Source organism: Ruegeria sp. B11 (assembly GCF_056539785.1).
Window position 1 is genome coordinate 312,662 of record NZ_JBQFVO010000001.1, and the last position, 20,096, is coordinate 332,757.

20 protein-coding genes are annotated in these 20,096 nt (G+C 57.4%); 11 read left to right on the forward strand and 9 right to left on the reverse strand.

The genetic code is table 11. The annotated features are described in order from the left end of the window. Positions 1 to 22 precede the first annotated feature (22 nt). Positions 23 to 571, reverse strand: coding sequence for a hypoxanthine phosphoribosyltransferase (hpt, locus tag ACR0I1_RS01560; RefSeq protein ID WP_010439696.1), 549 nt, complete (start codon positions 569 to 571; stop codon positions 23 to 25). Between the two features lie 72 nt (positions 572 to 643). Here hpt and ACR0I1_RS01565 point away from each other — a divergent pair, with 72 nt between their 5' ends. Together ACR0I1_RS01565 and ACR0I1_RS01570 are read left to right on the forward strand one after the other, a co-directional pair. Next, positions 644 to 1,087: a type II toxin-antitoxin system RatA family toxin gene (locus ACR0I1_RS01565; RefSeq protein WP_170393242.1), complete on the forward strand. Its 444-nt coding sequence runs from the start codon at positions 644 to 646 to the stop codon at positions 1,085 to 1,087. 38 nt (positions 1,088 to 1,125) lie between these two features. Further along, on the forward strand, positions 1,126 to 2,421 hold the full coding sequence (locus tag ACR0I1_RS01570; RefSeq protein ID WP_480704680.1) for an MmgE/PrpD family protein: 1,296 nt from the start codon (positions 1,126 to 1,128) through the stop codon (positions 2,419 to 2,421). Here ACR0I1_RS01570 and pyrC read toward each other — a convergent pair. Next, a complete protein-coding gene (gene pyrC / locus ACR0I1_RS01575) occupies positions 2,418 to 3,455 on the reverse strand; it encodes a dihydroorotase (protein WP_480704682.1) in 1,038 nt (345 codons plus the stop codon). The genes ACR0I1_RS01570 and pyrC overlap by 4 nt on opposite strands. A gap of 146 nt (positions 3,456 to 3,601) precedes the next feature. Here pyrC and ACR0I1_RS01580 point away from each other — a divergent pair, with 146 nt between their 5' ends. After that, a complete protein-coding gene (locus ACR0I1_RS01580) occupies positions 3,602 to 4,510 on the forward strand; it encodes an AAA family ATPase (protein WP_480704684.1) in 909 nt (302 codons plus the stop codon). A 34-nt stretch (positions 4,511 to 4,544) separates the two neighbouring features. Further along, positions 4,545 to 5,801, forward strand: a complete 1,257-nt coding sequence (locus ACR0I1_RS01585; protein ID WP_170800992.1) for a vWA domain-containing protein — start codon at positions 4,545 to 4,547, stop codon at positions 5,799 to 5,801. Between the two features lie 3 nt (positions 5,802 to 5,804). Here the strand turns inward: ACR0I1_RS01585 and ACR0I1_RS01590 are convergent, their stop codons facing one another. After that, positions 5,805 to 6,305 carry a hypothetical protein gene (locus tag ACR0I1_RS01590; protein WP_170510628.1) on the reverse strand — a complete coding sequence of 167 codons (501 nt, stop codon included), beginning with the start codon at positions 6,303 to 6,305 and terminating at the stop codon, positions 5,805 to 5,807. A 206-nt stretch (positions 6,306 to 6,511) separates the two neighbouring features. Here ACR0I1_RS01590 and ACR0I1_RS01595 point away from each other — a divergent pair, with 206 nt between their 5' ends. The 5 genes from ACR0I1_RS01595 to ACR0I1_RS01615 all read left to right on the forward strand — a co-directional run bounded on the left by ACR0I1_RS01595 (position 6,512) and on the right by ACR0I1_RS01615 (position 12,419). Beyond that, positions 6,512 to 7,480 carry an XdhC family protein gene (locus tag ACR0I1_RS01595; protein ID WP_170393236.1) on the forward strand — a complete coding sequence of 323 codons (969 nt, stop codon included), beginning with the start codon at positions 6,512 to 6,514 and terminating at the stop codon, positions 7,478 to 7,480. Continuing rightward, on the forward strand, positions 7,477 to 8,478 hold the full coding sequence (locus tag ACR0I1_RS01600; RefSeq protein WP_170393235.1) for a molybdopterin-binding protein: 1,002 nt from the start codon (positions 7,477 to 7,479) through the stop codon (positions 8,476 to 8,478). The genes ACR0I1_RS01595 and ACR0I1_RS01600 overlap by 4 nt, the downstream gene beginning before the upstream one ends. A 156-nt stretch (positions 8,479 to 8,634) precedes the next feature. Beyond that, positions 8,635 to 9,120 (forward strand): (2Fe-2S)-binding protein, encoded by a 486-nt coding sequence (locus tag ACR0I1_RS01605; RefSeq protein ID WP_170393234.1) that lies wholly within the window; start codon positions 8,635 to 8,637, stop codon positions 9,118 to 9,120. Between the two features lie 51 nt (positions 9,121 to 9,171). After that, complete coding sequence (locus tag ACR0I1_RS01610) at positions 9,172 to 11,532, forward strand: xanthine dehydrogenase family protein molybdopterin-binding subunit (protein ID WP_170405437.1); 2,361 nt, start codon at positions 9,172 to 9,174, stop codon at positions 11,530 to 11,532. Positions 11,533 to 11,627: 95 nt separating this feature from the next. Beyond that, positions 11,628 to 12,419, forward strand: coding sequence for an FAD binding domain-containing protein (locus tag ACR0I1_RS01615; protein ID WP_170510616.1), 792 nt, complete (start codon positions 11,628 to 11,630; stop codon positions 12,417 to 12,419). Between the two features lie 47 nt (positions 12,420 to 12,466). Here ACR0I1_RS01615 and ACR0I1_RS01620 read toward each other — a convergent pair whose 3' ends face one another. Continuing rightward, entirely contained in the window at positions 12,467 to 13,366 is a 900-nt protein-coding gene (locus ACR0I1_RS01620; RefSeq protein ID WP_480704687.1) for a MurR/RpiR family transcriptional regulator, read from the reverse strand. 89 nt (positions 13,367 to 13,455) lie between these two features. Here ACR0I1_RS01620 and ACR0I1_RS01625 point away from each other — a divergent pair, with 89 nt between their 5' ends. Both ACR0I1_RS01625 and ACR0I1_RS01630 read left to right on the forward strand, forming a co-directional pair. Beyond that, entirely contained in the window at positions 13,456 to 14,229 is a 774-nt protein-coding gene (locus ACR0I1_RS01625) for a beta-keto acid cleavage family enzyme (protein ID WP_480704689.1), read from the forward strand. Next, positions 14,226 to 15,542, forward strand: coding sequence for an aspartate aminotransferase family protein (locus tag ACR0I1_RS01630; RefSeq protein ID WP_480704691.1), 1,317 nt, complete (start codon positions 14,226 to 14,228; stop codon positions 15,540 to 15,542). Before ACR0I1_RS01625 ends, ACR0I1_RS01630 begins: the two co-directional genes overlap by 4 nt. A 74-nt stretch (positions 15,543 to 15,616) precedes the next feature. Here ACR0I1_RS01630 and infC read toward each other — a convergent pair whose 3' ends face one another. From infC to ACR0I1_RS01655, 5 genes are all read right to left on the reverse strand, one after another. Further along, positions 15,617 to 16,207: a translation initiation factor IF-3 gene (gene infC, locus ACR0I1_RS01635; protein ID WP_310793657.1), complete on the reverse strand. Its 591-nt coding sequence runs from the start codon at positions 16,205 to 16,207 to the stop codon at positions 15,617 to 15,619. A 116-nt stretch (positions 16,208 to 16,323) separates the two neighbouring features. Further along, positions 16,324 to 17,157 carry a ferredoxin--NADP reductase gene (locus ACR0I1_RS01640; RefSeq protein ID WP_170405452.1) on the reverse strand — a complete coding sequence of 278 codons (834 nt, stop codon included), beginning with the start codon at positions 17,155 to 17,157 and terminating at the stop codon, positions 16,324 to 16,326. A gap of 105 nt (positions 17,158 to 17,262) precedes the next feature. Further along, positions 17,263 to 17,670, reverse strand: a complete 408-nt coding sequence (locus ACR0I1_RS01645; protein WP_170393227.1) for a DUF934 domain-containing protein — start codon at positions 17,668 to 17,670, stop codon at positions 17,263 to 17,265. Then, positions 17,667 to 18,428: a phosphoadenylyl-sulfate reductase gene (locus ACR0I1_RS01650; protein WP_480704694.1), complete on the reverse strand. Its 762-nt coding sequence runs from the start codon at positions 18,426 to 18,428 to the stop codon at positions 17,667 to 17,669. Before ACR0I1_RS01650 ends, ACR0I1_RS01645 begins: the two co-directional genes overlap by 4 nt. Further along, a complete protein-coding gene (locus ACR0I1_RS01655; protein ID WP_480704696.1) occupies positions 18,418 to 20,082 on the reverse strand; it encodes a nitrite/sulfite reductase in 1,665 nt (554 codons plus the stop codon). The genes ACR0I1_RS01650 and ACR0I1_RS01655 overlap by 11 nt, the downstream gene beginning before the upstream one ends. Positions 20,083 to 20,096: the final 14 nt, after the last annotated feature.

Consider the following 20,096-nt stretch of genomic DNA (forward strand, 5'->3'; position numbering starts at 1 on the left):
CGAACAAAGTGGCGCAGACTCATCAGTCCTGATCTTCGACAAATCGAACCTTGCCGATAAACGGCAGGTTGCGATTGCGCTGCGCATAGTCGATGCCATAACCCACGACAAATTCATCAGGGATTTCAAACCCGATCCAGTCCGAGCGGAAATCAACCTCGCGCCGGCTGGGTTTGTCCAGAAGGGCGATGGATTTCAACCGGTGCGGCTTGCGGGTGCGGAGCAGCTTGGAGACGTGGTTCAGGGTATGGCCAGTATCCACGATATCCTCGACCACCAAAACATCGCGCCCTTCAATAGCGCCGCGTAAGTCCTTAAGAATACGAACTTCTCGACTGCTTTCCATCGAGTCTCCGTAGGACGATGCCTCCAGAAAATCGACCTCGATGGGCAGGTCCAGCTCACGCACCAGATCAGCGATAAAGACGAAGCTGCCGCGCAGCAGGCCGACAACGACCAGCTTGTCGGTGCCGCCGAATTCAGCCGTTATTTCGCGGCAAAGCTCTTCGATCCGGGCAGCAATTGCCTTGGCCGAGATCATCTCATCTATCACATATGCGCGCTGGCTCATCGCTGCCCCCTTGATCTTTGGCGCGCAACATACGAAATCACGCGCCATTGTCACCAGTTAATCCCGGATATCATGCCAACCCATTCCGAGACCCGCCCGCTGCCTTACACCGCACAGCAGATGTATGATCTGGTCGCGGATGTGGCGAAATACCCTGAATTTTTGCCTTGGTGCGCTGCGGCCCGTATCCGTCGGACCTATGCCGCGGGCGATGGCAAGGTGATGGAAGCGGATCTGGTTATTTCATTCAAGGTGTTCCGCGAACGCTTTGGCAGTCGGGTCACGCTGTTTGATGAGCTGAAACGGATCGATACCGAGTATCTGGACGGACCGTTCAAATACATGCGCTCGGATTGGGAGTTTGAAGATACGGAAGACGGCTGCAACGTCTCGTTCCACGTTGATTTCGAATTCAAGAACGCGGTTCTGCAAGGAATCATTGGCGTGGTTTTCAACGAAGCCATGCACCGTATCGTCCGAGCATTCGAACAACGTGCTGCCGTCCTGTACGGCTGAGGCTTTACGCCCGAGCGGCGCGCGCTAGACTGCGCCACATGACCGATTTGACAACTGCCCTTGCCGAGTTTGCTGCTGGTTCTGTGTCGACCACGGCGCAGGCTCGTATCGTGACATCTCTATCCGCGTTGGACTGGCTTGCTGTGGGGCGGGCAGGCGCAGATGAGCCGGTTTCCCGCATCATACGTCAGATGGTTCTTTCCGAGAGCGGTGCCGCGCAGGCGCGTTTGTTCGGAGGCGGTGATGCGCCGCTACGCGCAGCGGCGCTGGTGAATGGTACCATTTCTCATGCGCTTGATTATGACGACACGCATTTCGCTCATATCGGTCATCCATCGGTTGCTGTTTTTCCTGCAGCCCTTGCTCTTGCGGCGTGGGAAGACCGACCTCTGGTCGATCTGCTTGAGGCAGCGCTAGTGGGAATGGAGTTATCGATCCGCATCGGTTTGTGGCTTGGTCGTGGTCATTATCAGGCTGGTTTTCACCAAACAGCCACGGCTGGTGCGTTTGGGGCTGCGGTGGCTGCGGGTCGGATTATGGCATTTGACGTAAAGCAGATGCGTGACCTGTTGGGGCTAACCGCGACCCGGGCCTCAGGGCAGAAATCACAGTTTGGGACAATGGGTAAACCCTATAACGCTGGGCTTGCAGCCTCGAACGGTGTTGAGGCCGCCCAGTTGATCCGCAACGGCTTTCAACCCGGTGCTGACGCATTGGAAGGCCCGTTTGGGTTTGGGGCGACACATTTGGGGGCTGACGATTTAGCTGCTGCGCTTGATGGTTTGGGTGACGAGTGGCTGTTCGAAAGCATCAGACACAAATTCCACGCTTGCTGCCATGGCCTACACGCGGCGCTTGAGGCTGCGCGCGATCTCGACATCGCCGAGCCTGAGGTGGCCGAGATCAAGATCAAAACCCACCCCCGCTGGATGAGCGTGTGCAATCAACTGCAGCCGACCAGTGGGTTAGGAGCGAAGTTTTCCTATCGTACCGTGATCGCAATGCAGGCAATGGGCTACGATACAGCTCTGCCAGGGAGCTTTTCCGACAAGATTTGTGCTGATCCAAGACTGCAATCCTTAAGGGACCGGATCACGGTCGAGGCGGATGAGAGTCTATCCGAGACACAAGCCCATCTGTCCCTGTTACGCCGGGACGGCGCGCGCCGCGAGGCCAGCCATGATCTGCTGGCACCGATGTCTCTATCGGATCGCGAAGATCGCGTCAGGGAGAAAGCGGCGAAGCTGATCGGGGGGGATGAGGCGGACGCCATCTGGTCGATGCTGCGCACCGGCGGGCGCGCAGCGGATTTGGCTGACAGGTTAACCGATTAAGTGACCCGCCAATGCAGCGGAAAACCCGGATCGAATATTGTGACGGGGCCTTCGCCGCTTTCGATTTTGGCCGGATAGACGACCTCATCGCCTTTGGTCAGCGTGATGGTCTCTTCGTTCACTGGCAGGCGATAGAAGGCTGGGCCGTTGAGTGACGTGAACGCCTCCAGCTTGTCCAACGCATCCGCTCGTTCGAACATTTCGGCCAGCAGTGACATCGTATTGGTTGCAGTGAAACAGCCAGCGCAGCCACAGGCCATTTCCTTGTTTGCATCCGTGTGCGGCGCGCTGTCTGTGCCCAAGAAGAAACGCGTATCGCCTGATGTCGCGGCGGTCAGCAGCGCCAGCCGATGCTCTTCGCGTTTGGCGACCGGTAAGCAGTAGTAATGCGGCTTGATGCCACCCACCAGAATGTGGTTGCGGTTGATGATCAGGTGATGCGTTGTAATCGTCGCACCCAGATCTTTCTCGTTCGCCTTGACGTAATCCACGCCGTTTGACGTCGTGATGTGCTCCATCACCACGCGCAGTCCGGGTGTTGCTTTGCGAATCGGATCAAGAACGCGGTCGATGAACACCGCCTCACGATCGAAGATATCGATCTCGGCATCCGTGACTTCGCCGTGCACACACAGCGGCAGACCGATCTCGGCCATCTTCTCCAGCACCGGGCGCACCTTGTCGAAATCGCGAACGCCAGAAGACGAGTTGGTTGTTGCCCCAGCCGGGTAAAGCTTTACCGCCTTGACCAATCCGCTTGCATGTGCGGCGGCCACATCCGCCGGGTCTGTGTCTTCTGTCAGGTAGAGCGTCATCAGCGGCTCAAACGTCATGTCCTCAGGCAGAGCAGCAAGGATGCGGTCCCGATAAGCTGCTGCGTCGTCACCTTTGACAACGGGCGGAACCAGATTCGGCATGATGATGGCACGGGCAAAATGGCGCGCGGTTTCAGGCAAGACGGCTTGCAGCATCGCGCCATCGCGCAGATGCAAATGCCAGTCATCGGGGCGGCGGATCGTCAGGGATTGGGTCATGGCCCCCGGCTAACACAGCCGCTTGGGTGGTGAAAGACCCTCTTGCCCTTGCCGATGAGACAGATCGCCGTAAGTCACTGACGGATGGTGGTCTTGACCTCTGGTTGTGGTCATGACCTGTTGGGGCGCAGGAAAAAGGGGAACTCATGACACAGCCAAACTCCATCGATGCCGTGCAAGAGCTTTTGGGCTCTGAGGGTTATGTCTGTGGCCGGGCTTTGGCGACGGTTGTGTTTCTTTCGCTGAAACTTGGTCGACCTCTATTTCTGGAAGGCGAGGCGGGCGTCGGCAAGACTGAGATCGCCAAGGCGCTGGCCGCAGGATTGGGGCGGCGCCTGATCAGGTTGCAGTGCTACGAAGGCCTTGATGCCTCTTCCGCTGTGTATGAGTGGAATTTCCCCGCCCAGATGGTGGCGATCCGAACCGCAGAAGCGTCGGGTGGGGCGGACCGAGGCGCGTTGCAGACCGAGCTGTTCTCGGATGATTATCTGATCGAACGCCCCTTGCTGCAGGCCATGCGTCCGGATGCTAATGGGGCACCTGTATTGCTAATTGACGAATTGGACCGGACCGACGAACCCTTTGAGGCTTTCTTGCTGGAGGCGCTCAGTGACTTTCAGGTAACGATCCCTGAGTTAGGTACTGTCAAAGCGCCTGAACCGCCGATCGTGATCGTCACCTCGAACCGCACGCGCGAAGTACACGACGCACTGAAACGCCGCTGCCTATATCATTGGGTTGATTACCCTGACTTTGCGCGCGAAATCGAAATCCTGCACGCACGGGCTCCCGAAGCGGCAGAAGCGCTGAGCCGTGAGGTGGTCGCCTTTGTTCAGTGCTTGCGCACTGAAGATTTGTTCAAGAAACCGGGGGTGGCCGAGACTATCGATTGGGCCAAGTGCCTGCTGGCGCTGGACGTTATCAACCTCAGTCCCGAAGTAATCGGCGATACGTTGGGTGCCATCCTGAAATACCAGGACGACATCCAAAAGTTGCAGGGGTCCGAGGCCAAACGCATTCTGGATCAGGCGAAAGCCGATCTCGAACCAGCCTGATGCTTCATATGCTCGAAAATACTTTGGGGGTTTGATGGCGGAACAACTCCCACTCGTTATCCCGGACAACCCCAAACTGGCCCAGAACATCACCCATTTTGCGCGCGCTTTGCGCAAGGCCGGACTGCCGATAGGAACTGGGCGCGTAGTTGACGCGATCCGCGCCGTGCAGGCTGCGGGGTTCACCGAGAAAAGAGATTTCTACTGGACGCTGCATGCCTGTTTCGTGAACCGGCCGGAACATCGAACGGTTTTTGCGCAAGTCTTCCGCCTCTATTGGCGCGATCCGCGGTATCTAGAACATATGATGTCCATGATGCTGCCCGCCATTCGCGGTGTTCAGGAGGAGCGCAAAGCGGATGCGGCTGAAAAGCGCGCGGCTGAGGCGTTATTGGATGGCGTCGAACGCGACTTGCCAGAATCAACCGAGCAACAAGAGGAAAGCGAGATCGAGATCGACGCAACCCAAACCGCGTCATCTGAAGAACGCTTGCGCAACCTCGATTTCGAACAGATGAGTACATCCGAGATCGCCCAGGCCAAACGCATGCTGTCGCGCCTGAACTTACCGGTCAAACCCATCGAGTCTCGCCGAGGTCAGGCCAGTCACCTCGGTCACCGCATTGATCGCGCTCGGACACTTAGGTCAGCGATGCGGCAGGGTGGCGAACTACGTGATATCGCGCACTTGCAACCCAAACCTCGGTGGCCGAATTTGGTGGCGTTGTGCGATATATCCGGGTCGATGAGCCAATACAGTCGGATCATTCTGCACTTTCTACACGCGGTTTCGAATGCCAAAGGCGCAGGTTGGGCCAAAGTGCACGCATTCACGTTTGGCACACGCCTGACCAACATCACCCGCCATCTGCATCAACGTGATGTCGATGCAGCGCTGGCCGCTGCTGGGGCCGAGGCACAGGACTGGGAAGGCGGAACCCGGATCGGAGAATGCCTGCATCAGTTCAATCGCGACTGGTCGCGGCGCGTCATGGGGCAGGGGGCGGTCGTGTTGTTGATCACCGACGGGTTAGAGCGGGGCGATCCCGAGATGCTGGAAAAGGAAATCGAGCGCCTGCACCTGTCGTCGCGGCGTCTGATTTGGCTGAACCCATTGCTGCGCTGGGACGGGTTCGCACCGAAAGCTCAGGGTGTGGCGACAATGCTTCCACATGTCGACAGCTTCCGCGCCGGGCATTCGATTGCGTCGCTGGAAGATCTGGCCGCCGTGATTTCGCAACCAGATGATCAGGGGCAGAAAGCGCGGCTGATGTCCGCGCTTTCAGACTAGCTGTTACGAAAGCTGCTCTTCATTGCACTTCCGTGCCATCTCCATGGCTTTGTAAGTGCCAGTCAGGTCAACGGTGAAGGCGAACTCTTTCTCCGGGAAAACGACCATCACCTTCTTCTTGGCAAGATCATCTGCGAACTGAGGGTCGTCTGACAGAACATACCCGCCCGAATAGCCCTTGGTGATGTTCCCCTTCATACCGGTGGCTTCTCCGACATAAATATTGTCGCCGATAAGGATGGCAACAGCCTCTTTCTCGCCTTTCTTGATGTTGGTTTTGGCCTTGGTGAAGACACCAACATAGCCAACGCCGCGATCTTCGGTCAGGCCCATCTGTACGACATTTTCAGCGTCATCAACCGCTTCGATAAGGCAGGATTTCTTGTCCTGATCGATGAAAACCTTCCAGCCTTCGACCTCACCGTATTTCAGAAATGTGTCAGCCCAGCCGGTGCTGGCAGTCAACAGGCCGATCGCTGCTCCGAGTGTAAGAATGCGTTTCAACTGTTTGTCTCCGCTATGAAATATGTTGGGACGATCCCGAACAGGCCCCGGAATCGCATGCAGGCTAGAATGACGCCTTCCAACATTCAACAATTTGTGAATGTGAGTTCAAAATCGGCTTGTTAGCGCCACAAGATCGACCCGCTGAGCGCTTTTCATTGCTCCAAAGCTGACTATGTTGAACCCAAGCAAGGCCGGAGGTCTAAATGGAACGATTCGATAGCAGCCCGGAAACCGCACTAAAATGGTATCGCGCCGGGAAGGGCGCGGCTTTGGCCACTGTGGTTGAGACCTGGGGCAGCGCGCCGCGCCGTGTAGGCGCGCAGTTGGTCATTGCGGGCGATGGTCGGATCGAAGGCTCGGTTTCTGGTGGTTGCGTCGAAGGTGCCGTGATCGTCGAAGCGCTGGAAGCCATAGATGAAGGCGAGGCAAGGCTGCTAGAGTTCGGTGTAAGCGACGAGGATGCGTTTGCCGTCGGTCTGGCCTGCGGCGGTACGATCAGGGTTTTGGTTGAACCGGTCGGCAAGGTCCTGCCCGAACCAATGCTGGCCGAACTGGTCGCGGCACGGGCGCGGCGCGAACCCTTGGCCTATGAAGTCAATGTCGAGACGGGCCAGCGCGCGTTGCGCCGAAATGCCTATTCCGAACGCTTGCGTATGGACAGGTCCGGGTTCGAAGAGGATGGGCAGACCTTTGTCGCTGTCCACAACCCACCGTTACGGTTGATAGTGGTGGGAGCGGTGCACATCGCCCAAGCTCTGGTGCCGATGGCCCGGATCGCGGGTTATGACCCGGCGATTATAGATCCGCGCGAGGCCTTCGCATCGGACGCACGTTTTCCCGGAGAAACCATCCTGACGGATTGGCCGGATGAGGCTGTGTCAAAGCTGGGTCTCGACTCGCGCACGGCGCTTGTGTTGCTGACCCACGACCCCAAACTTGATGACCCCGCGCTTCAGGCCGGTTTGGCGGCCGATGTGTTCTACATCGGCGCACTCGGATCTAAGCGCACACATGCCAAACGCGTGGAGCGGATGAAGCAGGCCGGGTTCAACGATGACCAGATTTCACTGATTCACGGACCTGTTGGGCTTGATATCGGGGCGGCTGGACCGTCTGAGATAGCCGTTGCGATCCTGGCGCAGATGACGGCGGTCCTGCGAGGCAGAGCGTGAAGTTTGGTCCGGTACCCGTTTCCGACGCCTACGGCGCGATGTTAGCCCATTCCGTCAAAGCGGGAAACCGCAAGCTTAGGAAAGGTATAACGCTTTCGTCCGAGCACATAGCCGAGTTGCACCAAGCCGGTCTGACCGAGGTCACAGTCGCGAGACTGGAGCAAGGTGATTGCCATGAGGACGAAGCCGCAGCGCTGCTGGCAGAAGCGCTTGCACCAAGTCCCACACAGGCAAATCTGCGTGTCACCGAAGCCTTTACAGGCCGGGTCAACCTTTTAGCAAATGGACCAGGCGTCGCGGTGCTGGATACCGATGCCTTGCAAAAGTTCAATCAGGTCAATCCGATGATCACTGTTGCGACGGTGCCGCAATATCAGCAGATGGCGGCTGGCGGCATGGTCGCGACGATCAAGGTGATTTCTTATGCCGTACCTCGATGCGACGTTGAGAGTGCGGCCCGTCATGCGCAGGACGCTATTCGGTTATCGGTGCCCAAATACGAAAATGCGGGTCTCATCGTTACCGACATTGCTGGCGGGCCATCTAATGAAAAAGGTATCGCTGCTATTCGTAGCCGGGTTGAGGCTTTGGGTATGAATCTGTCAGATGTTCAGGTGGTGCCGCATCGGATGGGCGACTTAACAGCATCGATTTCGGCCATTCGGGGTGAGATCGTCATGATCCTGACCGGATCGGCCACGTCGGATAAAGATGATGTGGCGCCTGCTTCTGTGCGGGCAGCGGGGGGTATCGTCGACCGGTTTGGAATGCCGGTCGATCCGGGGAACCTGTTGTTTTTGGGATCTTCCGGCGGGCGCCCCATTATCGGTTTGCCCGGATGCGCGCGCTCACCAGCATTGAACGGGGCGGATTGGGTCTTGTCCCGCGTTGCTTGCGGAATCGAAACGACGGGCGCGGACATCGCAGGGATGGGTGTCGGTGGGCTGCTAAAAGAAATCCCGACGCGGCCACAGCCCCGCGCTGCCAAGAGTAAATGACGCAACGGCAATTTTGCCCTGTTTGGTGGACGCATCATTGTTAGAAGGCTGATCAGCGAAACTGCGGAAAAATCAGGCAAATATTTTTGTTCTCAAACGAAATTTACCGTGTTTAACTCTGGCTTAGCAAATAAGCCAAAAAAAGGGGAGGATCTTATGACCAAGGTCTCAATGACCGTGAACGGCGTTGCCGTCAGCGGTGATGTTGAAGGGCGGACTCTATTATCCGGATTTCTACGCGACCACCTGAATTTGACAGGCACACATATTGGCTGCGACACGGCTCAATGTGGCGCGTGCGTAGTGCACGTGAATGGTGAGGCGGTCAAATCCTGCAACATGCTGGCGCTGGAAGCAGACGGCGCGGATGTGGGCACGATCGAGGGGCAGGCGGCCGAAGATGGCACGCTGAACGTGATCCAACAGGCCTTTCAGGATCATCATGGGCTGCAATGCGGGTTTTGCACTCCGGGCATGGTGATGAGCGCTGCAGCATTGCTAAAGGATAACCCGCGCCCGACCGAAGGCGAAATTCGCAAGTACCTTGAGGGTAACCTATGCCGGTGCACAGGCTACCACAACATCGTCAAGGCAATCATGGCCGCATCGGGTCAAGACGTTTCCAGCATCGCCGCCGAGTGAGGCGGTTAAGAATTTTCGACGAAAATTCTTTTCCACGGAGGAGAACAAGCAATGCCCAAAGACAGTGGCATCGGAGCCAGTTCCAAGCGGCGCGAGGACGTACGCTTTCTGACCGGAGCAGGCAATTACACCGACGACATCAACGTACATGGCCAGGCCTATGTGCATTTCCTACGGTCCGACATCGCGCATGGCCGGATCACCAACATCGACACATCTGCCGCCGAGGGTATGCAGGGGGTTGTGAAGGTGTTCACCGGCAAGGACTTTGAAGGCGTGGGCGGAATGCCTTGCGGCTGGGAAGTAACCGACCGTCATGGCGCCCCGATGCAGGAACCACCGCATCCCATTCTGGCGCAAGGCAAGGTCCGACATGTAGGCGATCCCATCGCTGCCGTTGTCGCGGACAGCCTTGAACTCGCCCGCGATGCGGCGGAAGCGATTGAAGTGGATATCGAAGAGCTCCCTGCCGTGCTGGATATGAAAGCCGCAGCGCAGGATGGCGCGACGCTTATCCATGAGGATCTGAAGAACAACATCTGCTATGACTGGCATCTGGGCGAAGAAGACAATGACAAGGTCAATGAGGTTTTTGCCAACGCGGCCCATGTCACCACTCTGGACCTGATCAATAACCGTCTGGTTGCTAATCCGATGGAGCCGCGCGTTGCGGTGGCCGAGTACAGCCGGGGTACGGATGAGTACACGCTCTACACCACTTCGCAGAACCCGCATGTGATCCGCTTGCTGATGTGCGCATTTGTTCTGGGCTTGCCTGAACACAAAGTGCGTGTCGTAGCGCCTGATGTTGGTGGTGGATTTGGCACCAAGATTTTCCACTACGCGGAAGAGGCGTTCTGTACATTCGCTGCCAAGGCCTGCAACCGTCCGGTCAAATGGACCGCCAGCCGGTCCGAGGCGTTTATGTCGGATGCGCAGGGCCGCGACCACGTCAGCACGATTGAGCTCGCTTTGGACGCGGACAATAACTTCACAGGCCTTCGCACCAACACCTACGCCAATCTGGGCGCGTATCTGTCGACCTTCTCAAGCTCGGTTCCGACTTGGCTGCATGGCACTCTGATGGCGGGCAACTACAAGACGCCGGTCATTCAGGTGAATGTGAAGGCAATGTTCACCAACACAGTGCCGGTGGACGCTTATCGCGGTGCGGGTCGGCCAGAGGCGACCTATCAGCTGGAGCGCGTCATCGACAAGGCAGCGCGTGAACTGGGTGTCGATCCGATCGCCCTGCGTCGCCAGAATTTCATCACCCAGTTCCCGTATGACACACCGGTGGCGCTGACCTACGACACCGGGGATTACAACGGGACGATGGATAAGCTTGAAGCTGCTGCTGATTTGGCTGGCTTTGCCGCGCGACGGGCGGAAAGCGAGGCCAATGGCAAGCTGCGTGGCCTAGGCGTCAATTGCTATATCGAGGCCTGCGGCATCGCGCCCTCGAACATCGTCGGCATGCTGGGGGCCCGGGCGGGTCTTTATGATGCTGCCACGGTGCGGGTGAACGCCACCGGTTCCATCAGCGTCATGGTTGGTGCACATAGCCACGGGCAGGGGCATGAGACCGCTTTCCCGCAGGTTGTGGCCGACATGATCGGCATCGACGAGTCGATGGTAGAGATTGTGCATGGCGACACCTCGAAGATCCCGTTCGGCATGGGCACTTATGGCTCACGCTCGCTCGCGGTCTGTGGTTCGGCCATGGTTAAGGCGACCGAAAAGGTGATCGACAAGGCCAAGAAGATCGCGGCCCACCTGCTCGAGGCGTCCGAGGCCGATATCGAGCTGAAGGACGGTCAGTTCAGCGTCGCGGGCACTGACAAGTCGGTGGCCTGGGGTGATGTGACTCTGACAGCCTATGTACCGCACAACTTCCCATTGGAGGTTGAGCCGGGGCTGGAGGAGACCGCATTTTATGACCCGGCCAACTTCACCTTCCCAGCGGGGGCATATGCCTGCGAGGTTGAGGTGGATCCCGAGACTGGACAGGTGACCATCGAAGCCTTCACCGCTGCGGATGACTTTGGCAACATCGTTAACCCGATGATTGTGGATGGTCAGGTACATGGCGGTATCGGTCAGGGTATCGGTCAGGCTTTGTTGGAAAATTGCGCCTATGACGAGAATGGCCAGTTGCTGAGCGCATCCTTCATGGATTACGCGATGCCACGCGCCGATGATCTGCCGTTCTATGCGGTCGACCATTCCAGCCAGACGCCGTGTACGCACAACCCGTTGGGTGTGAAGGGCTGCGGTGAGGCTGGTGCGATTGGCTCGCCGCCTGCGGTAGTCAACGCGGTTCTGGATGCGCTGAACTCGGGTGGAAAGGCTGTTGATCACATTGACATGCCGATGAGCCCGTCGCGTGTTTGGACAGCAATGCATGGTTGAGAGGTTCGGGTGCGAGGGGCCAGCCCCTCGCGCTCCCCGAGATATTTATAGCCAGATGAAGGGCGGATCCGCGCTTTTCGGAAAGGAAGAACGAAATGTACAATTTCGAGTTTGAGAAACCCTCGACCATCGCTGACGCGGTTACTGCGTTGGGAGTTGAGGATGCACAGGCATTGGGGGGTGGGCAAACCCTGATCCCCACAATGAAGCAGCGGTTGGCCGCGCCATCCAAGCTGGTTTCGGTCAATGGAATCGCTGAAATGAAAGGGGTCTGCGTCGAGGATGATGGCTCGGTAGCGATAGGCGGTGCGACAACCCACGCAAATGTGGCCGCTGAAGCTGCTGGTAACTATCCGGCGCTGGCAGCGCTGGCCGGCCAGATCGGTGATCCTGCGGTGCGTAATCGTGGCACTATTGGCGGTTCGATTGCCAACAATGATCCAGCGGCCTGTTATCCGGCGGGAGTGCTGGGTTCAGGCGCGACCATTGTCACCAATAATCGCCAGATAGCGGCGGATGACTTCTTTCAGGGCATGTTTACGACAGCTCTGGAAGAGGGCGAGATTATCACTTCGGTGCGTTTCCCCGTGCCTCAGGCGGCGAGTTATCAGAAGTTTTTGCAGCCCGCGTCTCGGTTTGCGTTGGTCGGGGTATATCTTGCCCGGTTTGCCGATGGCGTTCGGGTTGCAGTAACCGGTGCAAGCGAGGACGGAGTTTTCCGCTGGGCGGAGGCTGAGGAGGCCCTGAACAAAGAGTTCCGCGCGGACGCTTTGATGGGGCTGCACATCAATCCGATGAACATGATTGGTGATCTGCACGGGAGCAAAACGTACCGGGCGCATCTGGTCACTGTTATGACGAAACGGGCTGTCGAAGCTTGCAGTTGATCTGATTGTTAATCAGCTTTGAGAGCCTCGGTGAAAGCCGGGGCTCTTTATTCTTTCCGAACTCTTGGGGGCTTGGCGGGGCGCCAGTAGGCACCGGTGTCTTCTCGGGCCGTCTGATAACGTTCCACGCGGTCACGCGCGGCTGATCCCCCGGCGGCAAAGAGATGACCTAGCAGGCATTCAAGCACTGCGATCGCTCCGGAGAAGCTGGAAAAGTGATGTTGCGCGCGGGTACTTACAGGCAGCACGATGTCAGGGTCAACACCAGGGGCGATGACATCGCTATCCGACAATAACACGATGCGCATTCCGCGTTTACGCGCAAAACGCATGGATTGTATAGTGTCAGAGGAATAGGGGTGAACGGTAATAGCGAAAAGGCAGTCCGCCTCATCGGCCTCGAGCAAATCATCGATGGCTGATCCCATATGTCGCGGGATAAGCTGAAACCCTGGGTGTGCCATCCGACCTGCATAGTGGAGATAATAGGCCAAAGCATAGCTGGCCCGGGTCGCGGTTAGGAAACAGCGATTAGCTGCAATCATGTACTCTATGACCTGTTGCATCAAATCAGGATCGGCCAACCGCAAGGAGCGGGCTACGACGTTCAGTTCGTTTTGCGCAAACCCAGCTTGCGCGGCGCTGAATTGGCCCCCCGATTTCATGCGATCCAGCCAGCCCTGACCCAGCCGATCTTCTCGGTCTGTGACAAGGGTTTGGCGAAAGGGTCGTCTGAACGACTCAAAACTGTCGAATCCCATGCGTTGTGCCAACCGCACCAAAACGTTTGAACTGACACCGATCTTTTCGGCGGTAAGCCGAACCGGGTCGAGCCCGAAATCGCCAGGGTGGTCGATGATGTATTTCGCTGCGGCTTGCATTTGCTGAGGCAGGGTGTCGATTTCGTGCCGAAGCTGCTCGGTCAGTTGGGATGAGGTGTGTTGCATTTGGTAAGAAAAAACAAATGTTATGAAGAATGCAAATTGAAAACGTTGGCAGGGTGTCTAATTCGGGATCGTGCAAAACAGGTGACGGAATGTCAGAGACTGGTTCGAGGATGGCGGGAAGGCCATATGTGTTGGTGGCTCCGAACGGGGCGCGGCGGGGGCATGGGGATCATCCTGCGCTGCCGATCACAACGGACGAAATCGTCAAAGCTGCGAAGACGTGCAATCGGGCAGGTGCGCAAGGCCTGCACCTGCATGTTCGTGATCAGACGGGTCAGCATTCGCTTGATGCGGGTTTGTATTGTGAAACCATTGCTGAACTGCGTGCTGCGGTCCCTGACATGGACATCCAGATTACGACAGAAGCTGCTGGCGTTTTCGGCGTTCAAGCACAACTTGCTTGTTTGCAAAATGTGCGCCCGGACTGGGCTTCGATTTCGGTGCGCGAGATTGCACGGTCGCCTGAACTTGCGCCAAAGGTCTACGCTCTGTGCGCGGAACAAGGGACTCGTGTTCAGCATATCCTCTATGATGTCGCTGACGTCGAGTTACTGACCCATTGGCAGGCTGAAGGGGTGGTAAATTCGGATCAGGTCGAGCGTCTGCTTGTCCTTGGTCGCTATGCCACGGCGCAGGAATCAAACCCGAAAGATCTGGATGTGTTTCCGCACAGCGCTGATCCATGGATGGTCTGTGCCTTTGGAGGGCAGGAGCATGCGTGCCTGCAAAAGGCCGCGCAGCTGGGTGGCGATGTGCGCGTTGGTTTTGAGAACAGCCTTGCCGGTCCGGATGGCCAGGCTTGGGCAGACAATGCCGCATCCGTCGCGGCGCTGATTGATCTTCTGAAAAGGACGTCGACATGAGTCACGTATTTCCACGCCATACAAAGTCGGAACTGCCTGAGGCCGCTGGTGGTGACGGCTGTTATCTCATCGACTCAACCGGCCGTCGCTATCTGGATTGTGGTGATGCTGCCGTTTCATGCCTCGGCCATTCCAACGCCGCTGTGGTCAAAGCGGTGCAGGATCAGGTGGCGCAGATTGCGTTTGCGCATACGGGCTTTATGACCTCGGCACCGGCCGAGGCACTGGCCGATCTGCTGATTAAACACGCCCCCGGCGAACTGGACCGGGTCTATTTTGTCTCGGGCGGGTCAGAGGCGACCGAGGCTGCTATCAAACTGGCGCGGCAGTATTATCTGGAAACCGGTCAGCCAGAACGCCGCCATGTGATCGCGCGTCGGCAAAGCTATCACGGCAACACTTTGGGGGCACTTTCGGCGGGTGGCAATGAATGGCGGCGGGCGCAGTTTGCACCGATGCTGATCGAGATGACTCATATCGCTCCTTGCTATGAGTACGCCGAAAAGCCTGAGGATGAGAGCAGTTTTGAATATGGTCAGCGCGTTGCGAATGAGCTGGAGGCAGAAATCCTGCGCCTTGGGCCTGAAACGGTCATGGCTTTCATGGCAGAGCCGGTGGTTGGTGCGACGCTTGGGGCTGTTCCGGCAGTCGAGGGGTACTACAAGCGAATCCGTGAAATTTGCGATCAACACGGCGTTCTTCTGATCCTCGACGAAGTAATGTGCGGCATGGGGCGTACCGGGCATTTGTTTGCCTGTGATCATGACGATGTCGCGCCGGATATTCTTTGTATCGCCAAAGGGTTGGGGGCAGGGTATCAGCCTATCGGAGCGATGCTGTGTTCGGGTCGAATCTATGATGCGATCCGGGATGGATCGGGCTTCTTCCAGCATGGCCACACCTATATCGGTCATCCGGTCGCGACTGCGGCTGCGCTTGCCGTTGTACAGGAACTTACTTCTCGTGACCTGCCAGCGCGGGCCGGCGTAATGGGGGGCAAATTGCAGAGCATGTTGGAAAACAAGTTTGGCCAACACCCGAATTTCGGGGACATACGGGGCCGCGGCTTATTCCGAGGAATTGAGTTGGTCGAGGATCGGGATACGAAAACTCCGTTTGATCCGTCGCGTGGCCTAGCGGCCAAGATCAAGAAGGCCGCTATGGCCGAGGGATTGATCTGTTACCCGATGTCGGGAACGCGTGATGGACGCAACGGAGATCATATCCTCCTAGCACCGCCCTTTATCATCGAAGATGACCAACTGGTCGAGCTTGTAGACAAGCTGGATCGGGCGATATCCTCGGTGATCTGATTTAGGCGAGAAGCCAGAAAACAAAGAAGCCCCTCCGATTTCGGAGGGGCTTTTGTCATTCTACAAAAGAAAACCTACTTCTGTGGCAGCGGGCCAATCATCATGATCATCTGACGGCCTTCCATCTTGGGCATGTTCTCGATCTTGCCCAGATCCTTGACGTCTTCGGCCACACGTTCCAGCAGCTCACGCCCCAGGTTCTGGTGCGCCATCTCGCGGCCACGGAAACGCAGGGTGACTTTGACCTTGTCGCCGTTCTCAAGAAACTTGAACACGTTGCGCATCTTGACGTCATAGTCATGCGTATCGGTGTTGGGCCGGAACTTGACCTCTTTCACCTCGATGATCTTTTGCTTCTTGCGGGCTTCGCTTTCGCGTTTCTGCTGTTCGTACTTGAACTTGCCGAAATCCATGATTTTGCAGACCGGAGGGTTCGCGTTGGGCGAAATCTCAACCAGATCGAGACCGACGTCGGCGGCCATTTGCATGGCTTTTGCGGGATGAACCACCCCGACATTTTCGCCTTCGGCGCCAATCAGGCGAATTTCGGGAGCACGGATCTTGTCATTGACGCGCGGGCCGGTATCTCGCTGTGGCGGCGCGTTGTGAGGTCTGCGGGCTATGGGTTCATTCCTTTGATGATTGCAGAATTTCGAGCCCGGAATTTAGACCGGGCTGAGAGGTGTTTCAAGCGGCATAAATTGCAAGCCGCATGAATTTTCCATGAATTTCGTGAGTTTTTGCCGGTTTAGGGTGTCGATAACCCCACCGGCAAACCCCATTAGCCCACAAATGCCTTTTCAATCACGAATTCCTTGGGTTCGGAATTTGCACCTTCTCGCAAGCCGAACTCTTCCAGAATTGCTTTGATGTCATGGTTGAAGGCAAGGCTGCCACAAACCATCGCGCGATCAGTATCTGGCTTGATACCACCTTCGATGCCCAGATCGGCAAATACGGTGCCGTCTTTCAACAGCTCGGTTATACGGCCCATCTTTGGGCTCTCTTCCCGCGTGGTGGTGGGATAATAGCGAATCTTGTCGGCGAAACCGTCACCAATTAGTTCGGCCAGCAACTCGTCCTGTTTGACGCTCTCGATCAACTCGCGACCGTAATCCAATTCAGCTACGTCGCGGCAGGTATGGGTGATGATAACCTCGTCATAATCCTCATAGGTCTGCGGTTCACGCAGCAGCGACGCGAAGGGCGCAAAGCCTGTGCCGGTGGCGAAGAACCAGATGCGCTTGCCGGGCAGCAATGCGTCATGCACCAGCGTGCCGACGGGTTTGGGCCGAAGGATGATCTGATCACCAGGCTGGATGTGCTGCAGTTTTGAGGTCAGCGGGCCGTCTTGCACTTTGATCGAGTAGAATTCCAGTTCCTCATCCCATGAAGGCGAGGCGATGGAATAGGCGCGCAACAGCGGTTTGCCATTATCGCCCAGTAGGCCGATCATAACGAACTCACCCGAGCGAAAGCGCAAGGAGGCCGGGCGCGACACCTTGAAAGAAAACAGGCGGTCGGTCCAGTGCTTGACCTCGGTCACGGTCTGGGCATCGGGCAGGACAGGGGCCTTAACGGCGGTTGCTTCACTCACGGGTTTCATCTCTGTCATCGTTTCACTACCGGTCTGCTAAACCGACATCTCCGTTTAATCTTTGATCCAAGTCAGGAAAAGGGGCAGATTGCCCCTTTCGTATCACAGGTTGGCGATGGCGGGTCAGCCGCGCAGGCGGGCCTGGTAGTTGTTGTCCTGCCAATTGGCCCGGGCCAGCCACTGATCTTCGGGCTGCCGGTTCGCCAAGGTGTCATCAATTTCGACTTCGTCAAAGCCGCTACGACGCGCCATGGCGTATTGGTCTGCAAGAACATGGCCTTTTGCCCGCAGGCGACCTGTATAACCTTTCAGACGCAGAACGCGCGCGATCGTAAAGCCGCGCCCATCCGCTGAGGATGGAAAGTCCACGCGCACCATCTGGGCGCTGCCCAGCCGGTCAAACAGTTCATCGGGGTCAGTGTCCGAGGCGATATCCAGTGCAACCACGTCATTCGCTGCATCGTCCAGCGTGACATAGCCATCGGTCCAATCATCGGGGGCAAAGCCCTCGTCGTTTACGATTACGTTCATGTTTTCTCTCCGATGCGCACCATTTTTCCATCAACAAAATGGATGCCGCATTCTTCCTTGTTCTGATCGCGCCAGCGCCCGGCGCGGGGGTCTTCGCCTTCTTTGACCGGCGAAGTGCAGGGCGCACAGCCGATCGAGGGGTATCCTTTGGCCACCAGCGGATGCCGGGGCAGGTTGTTTTCTTCCATATAGGCGCGCACATCGTTGGGCGCCCAGTGGGCCAAGGGGTTGACCTTGATCCGGCCGGTTCCGTCCTCGACCTCGAAAAAGTCCAGCGCGGCACGGGTGCCGGACTGAAACCGTTTGCGCCCGGTGATCCAGCCACAATACCCGGTCAGAGCTTTCTGCAGCGGGAAGGTCTTGCGCAGGTTGCAGCAGGCATCGGTGTCACGCAGACGCAACGCGCCCTGAGGATCGTCGCGCTGAACATCTCCATCCTCGGCGCGGATGATCTGCACATTGCGCAGGCCCAGACGCTCGCTGACCTCCTGCTGGTATTCCAGCGTTTCGGCAAACAGCATCTGGGTGTCCACGAACAGCACTGGGGTCATCTTGTCGACCACTGCAGCCATATGCAGCAACACCACCGATTCCGCGCCAAAGCTGGAGACCAGAGCAAGCTCCTCGATCTCGTCCAATGCGCCATGCATCACATCATGGGCACTGTGGTGGCGGAAGCGGGCGTTCAGCGCCTCGACCTTTTCGGTCAGTTCGGCGCGGTCAGCCCCCAGTTCCGTTTGGATCAGGTCAAGCGGCATTGGCCTGTGCCTCGGGGTAGAGCGCCGCTTTGAACGGTGCCATGCCAACGCGGCGATAGGTCTGCAAGAAGGTCTCTTCAGCGCTGTCGCGCTGCTCCAGATATGTGTCGACGATGCGCTCGACCGCCGGAACGATCTCGTCATAGGCGAAGCCCGGGCCAGTACGATCACCGATGGCTGCGGATTCGGTACCGTCACCACCCAAAGTGATCTGGTAGTTTTCGACGCCAGCGCGGTCCAGGCCAAGAATGCCGATGTGACCCACATGGTGGTGACCACAGGCGTTGATGCAGCCCGAGATCTTGATCTTCAGGTGGCCGATATCATGCTCCAGTTTCAGGTCTTCGAACCGGGTCGCGATTTCCTGCGCCACGGGGATCGAACGTGCCGTCGCCAGTGCGCAGTAATCCATACCGGGGCAGGCGATAATGTCGCTGATCAAGCCGATGTTGGCGGTCGCCAACTCGTATTCTTTCAGCGTCGCGTGGATCGCGGGCAGGTCGGATTTGTGGACATGCGGCAGGATTACGTTCTGCTCGTGGCTGATACGCAGTTCGTCATAGGCGAACTCTTCGGCCAGATCGGCCATCACGCGCATCTGCTCGGCAGTCGCATCGCCCGGCGTCTGGCCGTGCTTCTTGATCGAGATCGTGACGATCGCGTGGTCCGCGTTCTTGTGCGGCGCGATGTTGGTGTCGACCCACGAACGGAAGACCGGATCGTTGGTGTAGGCACTCTCGAACGAGGCAACCGAACCATCACGGAAGGCCGGAGGCGCAAAGTGGCCTTTGATTTCTTCCAGCAGGTTCATATCCGCGCCTTTGAATTGCGGGCGAACCTTCAAAAAGCGTTCGTTCACTTTGGCACGGATGGCGTCGATGCCGTGCTCATGCACGGTGATCTTGATACGTGCCTTGTACTTGTTGTCGCGACGGCCGATCTGGTTCCACACGGAAACGGTGGCCTCAAGATAGGCCAGCAGGTCGTCAAAGGCGACGAATTCCGATAGCTCTTTGCCGATCATGGGCGTACGGCCCAGACCACCGCCAACGATGACGCGGGCACCCAGAACGCCATCACGCTCGACCAGTTGCAGGCCGATGTCATGCGCCTTGATCACGGCGCGGTCATTCTCGCTGCCGGTGATGGCGATCTTGAATTTGCGGGGCATGAACTGGAATTCAGGATGGTCGGTCGACCACTGGCGCAGCAGTTCGGCATAGGGGCGCGGATCAGCGACCTCATCCGCGGCGGCACCGGCGAAGTGATCGGCGGTAACGTTGCGGATGGTGTTACCCGAGGTCTGGATGGCGTGCATGCCAACCTCGGCCAGTGCGTCCAGCATATCCGGCACGTCGTTCAGTTTCGGCCAGTTGTACTGAATGTTCTGACGGGTGGTAAAATGGCCGTAACCTTTGTCCCATTTCTCGGCCAGCAAAGCGAGCTGACGCATCTGAGCACTGGACAGCGTGCCATATGGAATAGCGACCCGCAGCATATAAGCGTGCAATTGCAGATACAGACCATTCATCAGGCGCAGGGGCTTGAATTCGTCTTCAGTCAGCGATCCGTCAATGCGACGCTCAACCTGCGCACGGAACTGCGCGTTGCGTTCTGCCAAAAATGCTGTGTCGAACTCGGAGTAGCGATACATGTTTAGCTGTCCTT

Bases quoted from the DNA above. Each gene is read 5' to 3' on its own strand.
- ACR0I1_RS01570 (WP_480704680.1), top strand. From the start codon at position 1,126: ATGACCGATTTGACAACTGCCCTTGCCGAGTTTGCTGCTGGTTCTGTG.
- ACR0I1_RS01565 (WP_170393242.1), top strand. From the start codon at position 644: ATGCCAACCCATTCCGAGACCCGCCCGCTGCCTTACACCGCACAGCAG.
- ACR0I1_RS01630 (WP_480704691.1), top strand. From the start codon at position 14,226: ATGAGTCACGTATTTCCACGCCATACAAAGTCGGAACTGCCTGAGGCC.
- ACR0I1_RS01650 (WP_480704694.1), bottom strand. From the start codon at position 18,428: ATGCCGCTTGACCTGATCCAAACGGAACTGGGGGCTGACCGCGCCGAA.
- ACR0I1_RS01585 (WP_170800992.1), top strand. From the start codon at position 4,545: ATGGCGGAACAACTCCCACTCGTTATCCCGGACAACCCCAAACTGGCC.
- pyrC (WP_480704682.1), bottom strand. From the start codon at position 3,455: ATGACCCAATCCCTGACGATCCGCCGCCCCGATGACTGGCATTTGCAT.
- ACR0I1_RS01605 (WP_170393234.1), top strand. From the start codon at position 8,635: ATGACCAAGGTCTCAATGACCGTGAACGGCGTTGCCGTCAGCGGTGAT.
- ACR0I1_RS01655 (WP_480704696.1), bottom strand. From the start codon at position 20,082: ATGTATCGCTACTCCGAGTTCGACACAGCATTTTTGGCAGAACGCAAC.
- ACR0I1_RS01620 (WP_480704687.1), bottom strand. From the start codon at position 13,366: ATGCAACACACCTCATCCCAACTGACCGAGCAGCTTCGGCACGAAATC.
- ACR0I1_RS01610 (WP_170405437.1), top strand. From the start codon at position 9,172: ATGCCCAAAGACAGTGGCATCGGAGCCAGTTCCAAGCGGCGCGAGGAC.
- ACR0I1_RS01625 (WP_480704689.1), top strand. From the start codon at position 13,456: ATGTCAGAGACTGGTTCGAGGATGGCGGGAAGGCCATATGTGTTGGTG.
- ACR0I1_RS01615 (WP_170510616.1), top strand. From the start codon at position 11,628: ATGTACAATTTCGAGTTTGAGAAACCCTCGACCATCGCTGACGCGGTT.
- ACR0I1_RS01580 (WP_480704684.1), top strand. From the start codon at position 3,602: ATGACACAGCCAAACTCCATCGATGCCGTGCAAGAGCTTTTGGGCTCT.
- hpt (WP_010439696.1), bottom strand. From the start codon at position 571: ATGAGCCAGCGCGCATATGTGATAGATGAGATGATCTCGGCCAAGGCA.
- ACR0I1_RS01640 (WP_170405452.1), bottom strand. From the start codon at position 17,157: ATGACAGAGATGAAACCCGTGAGTGAAGCAACCGCCGTTAAGGCCCCT.
- ACR0I1_RS01645 (WP_170393227.1), bottom strand. From the start codon at position 17,670: ATGAACGTAATCGTAAACGACGAGGGCTTTGCCCCCGATGATTGGACC.
- ACR0I1_RS01595 (WP_170393236.1), top strand. From the start codon at position 6,512: ATGGAACGATTCGATAGCAGCCCGGAAACCGCACTAAAATGGTATCGC.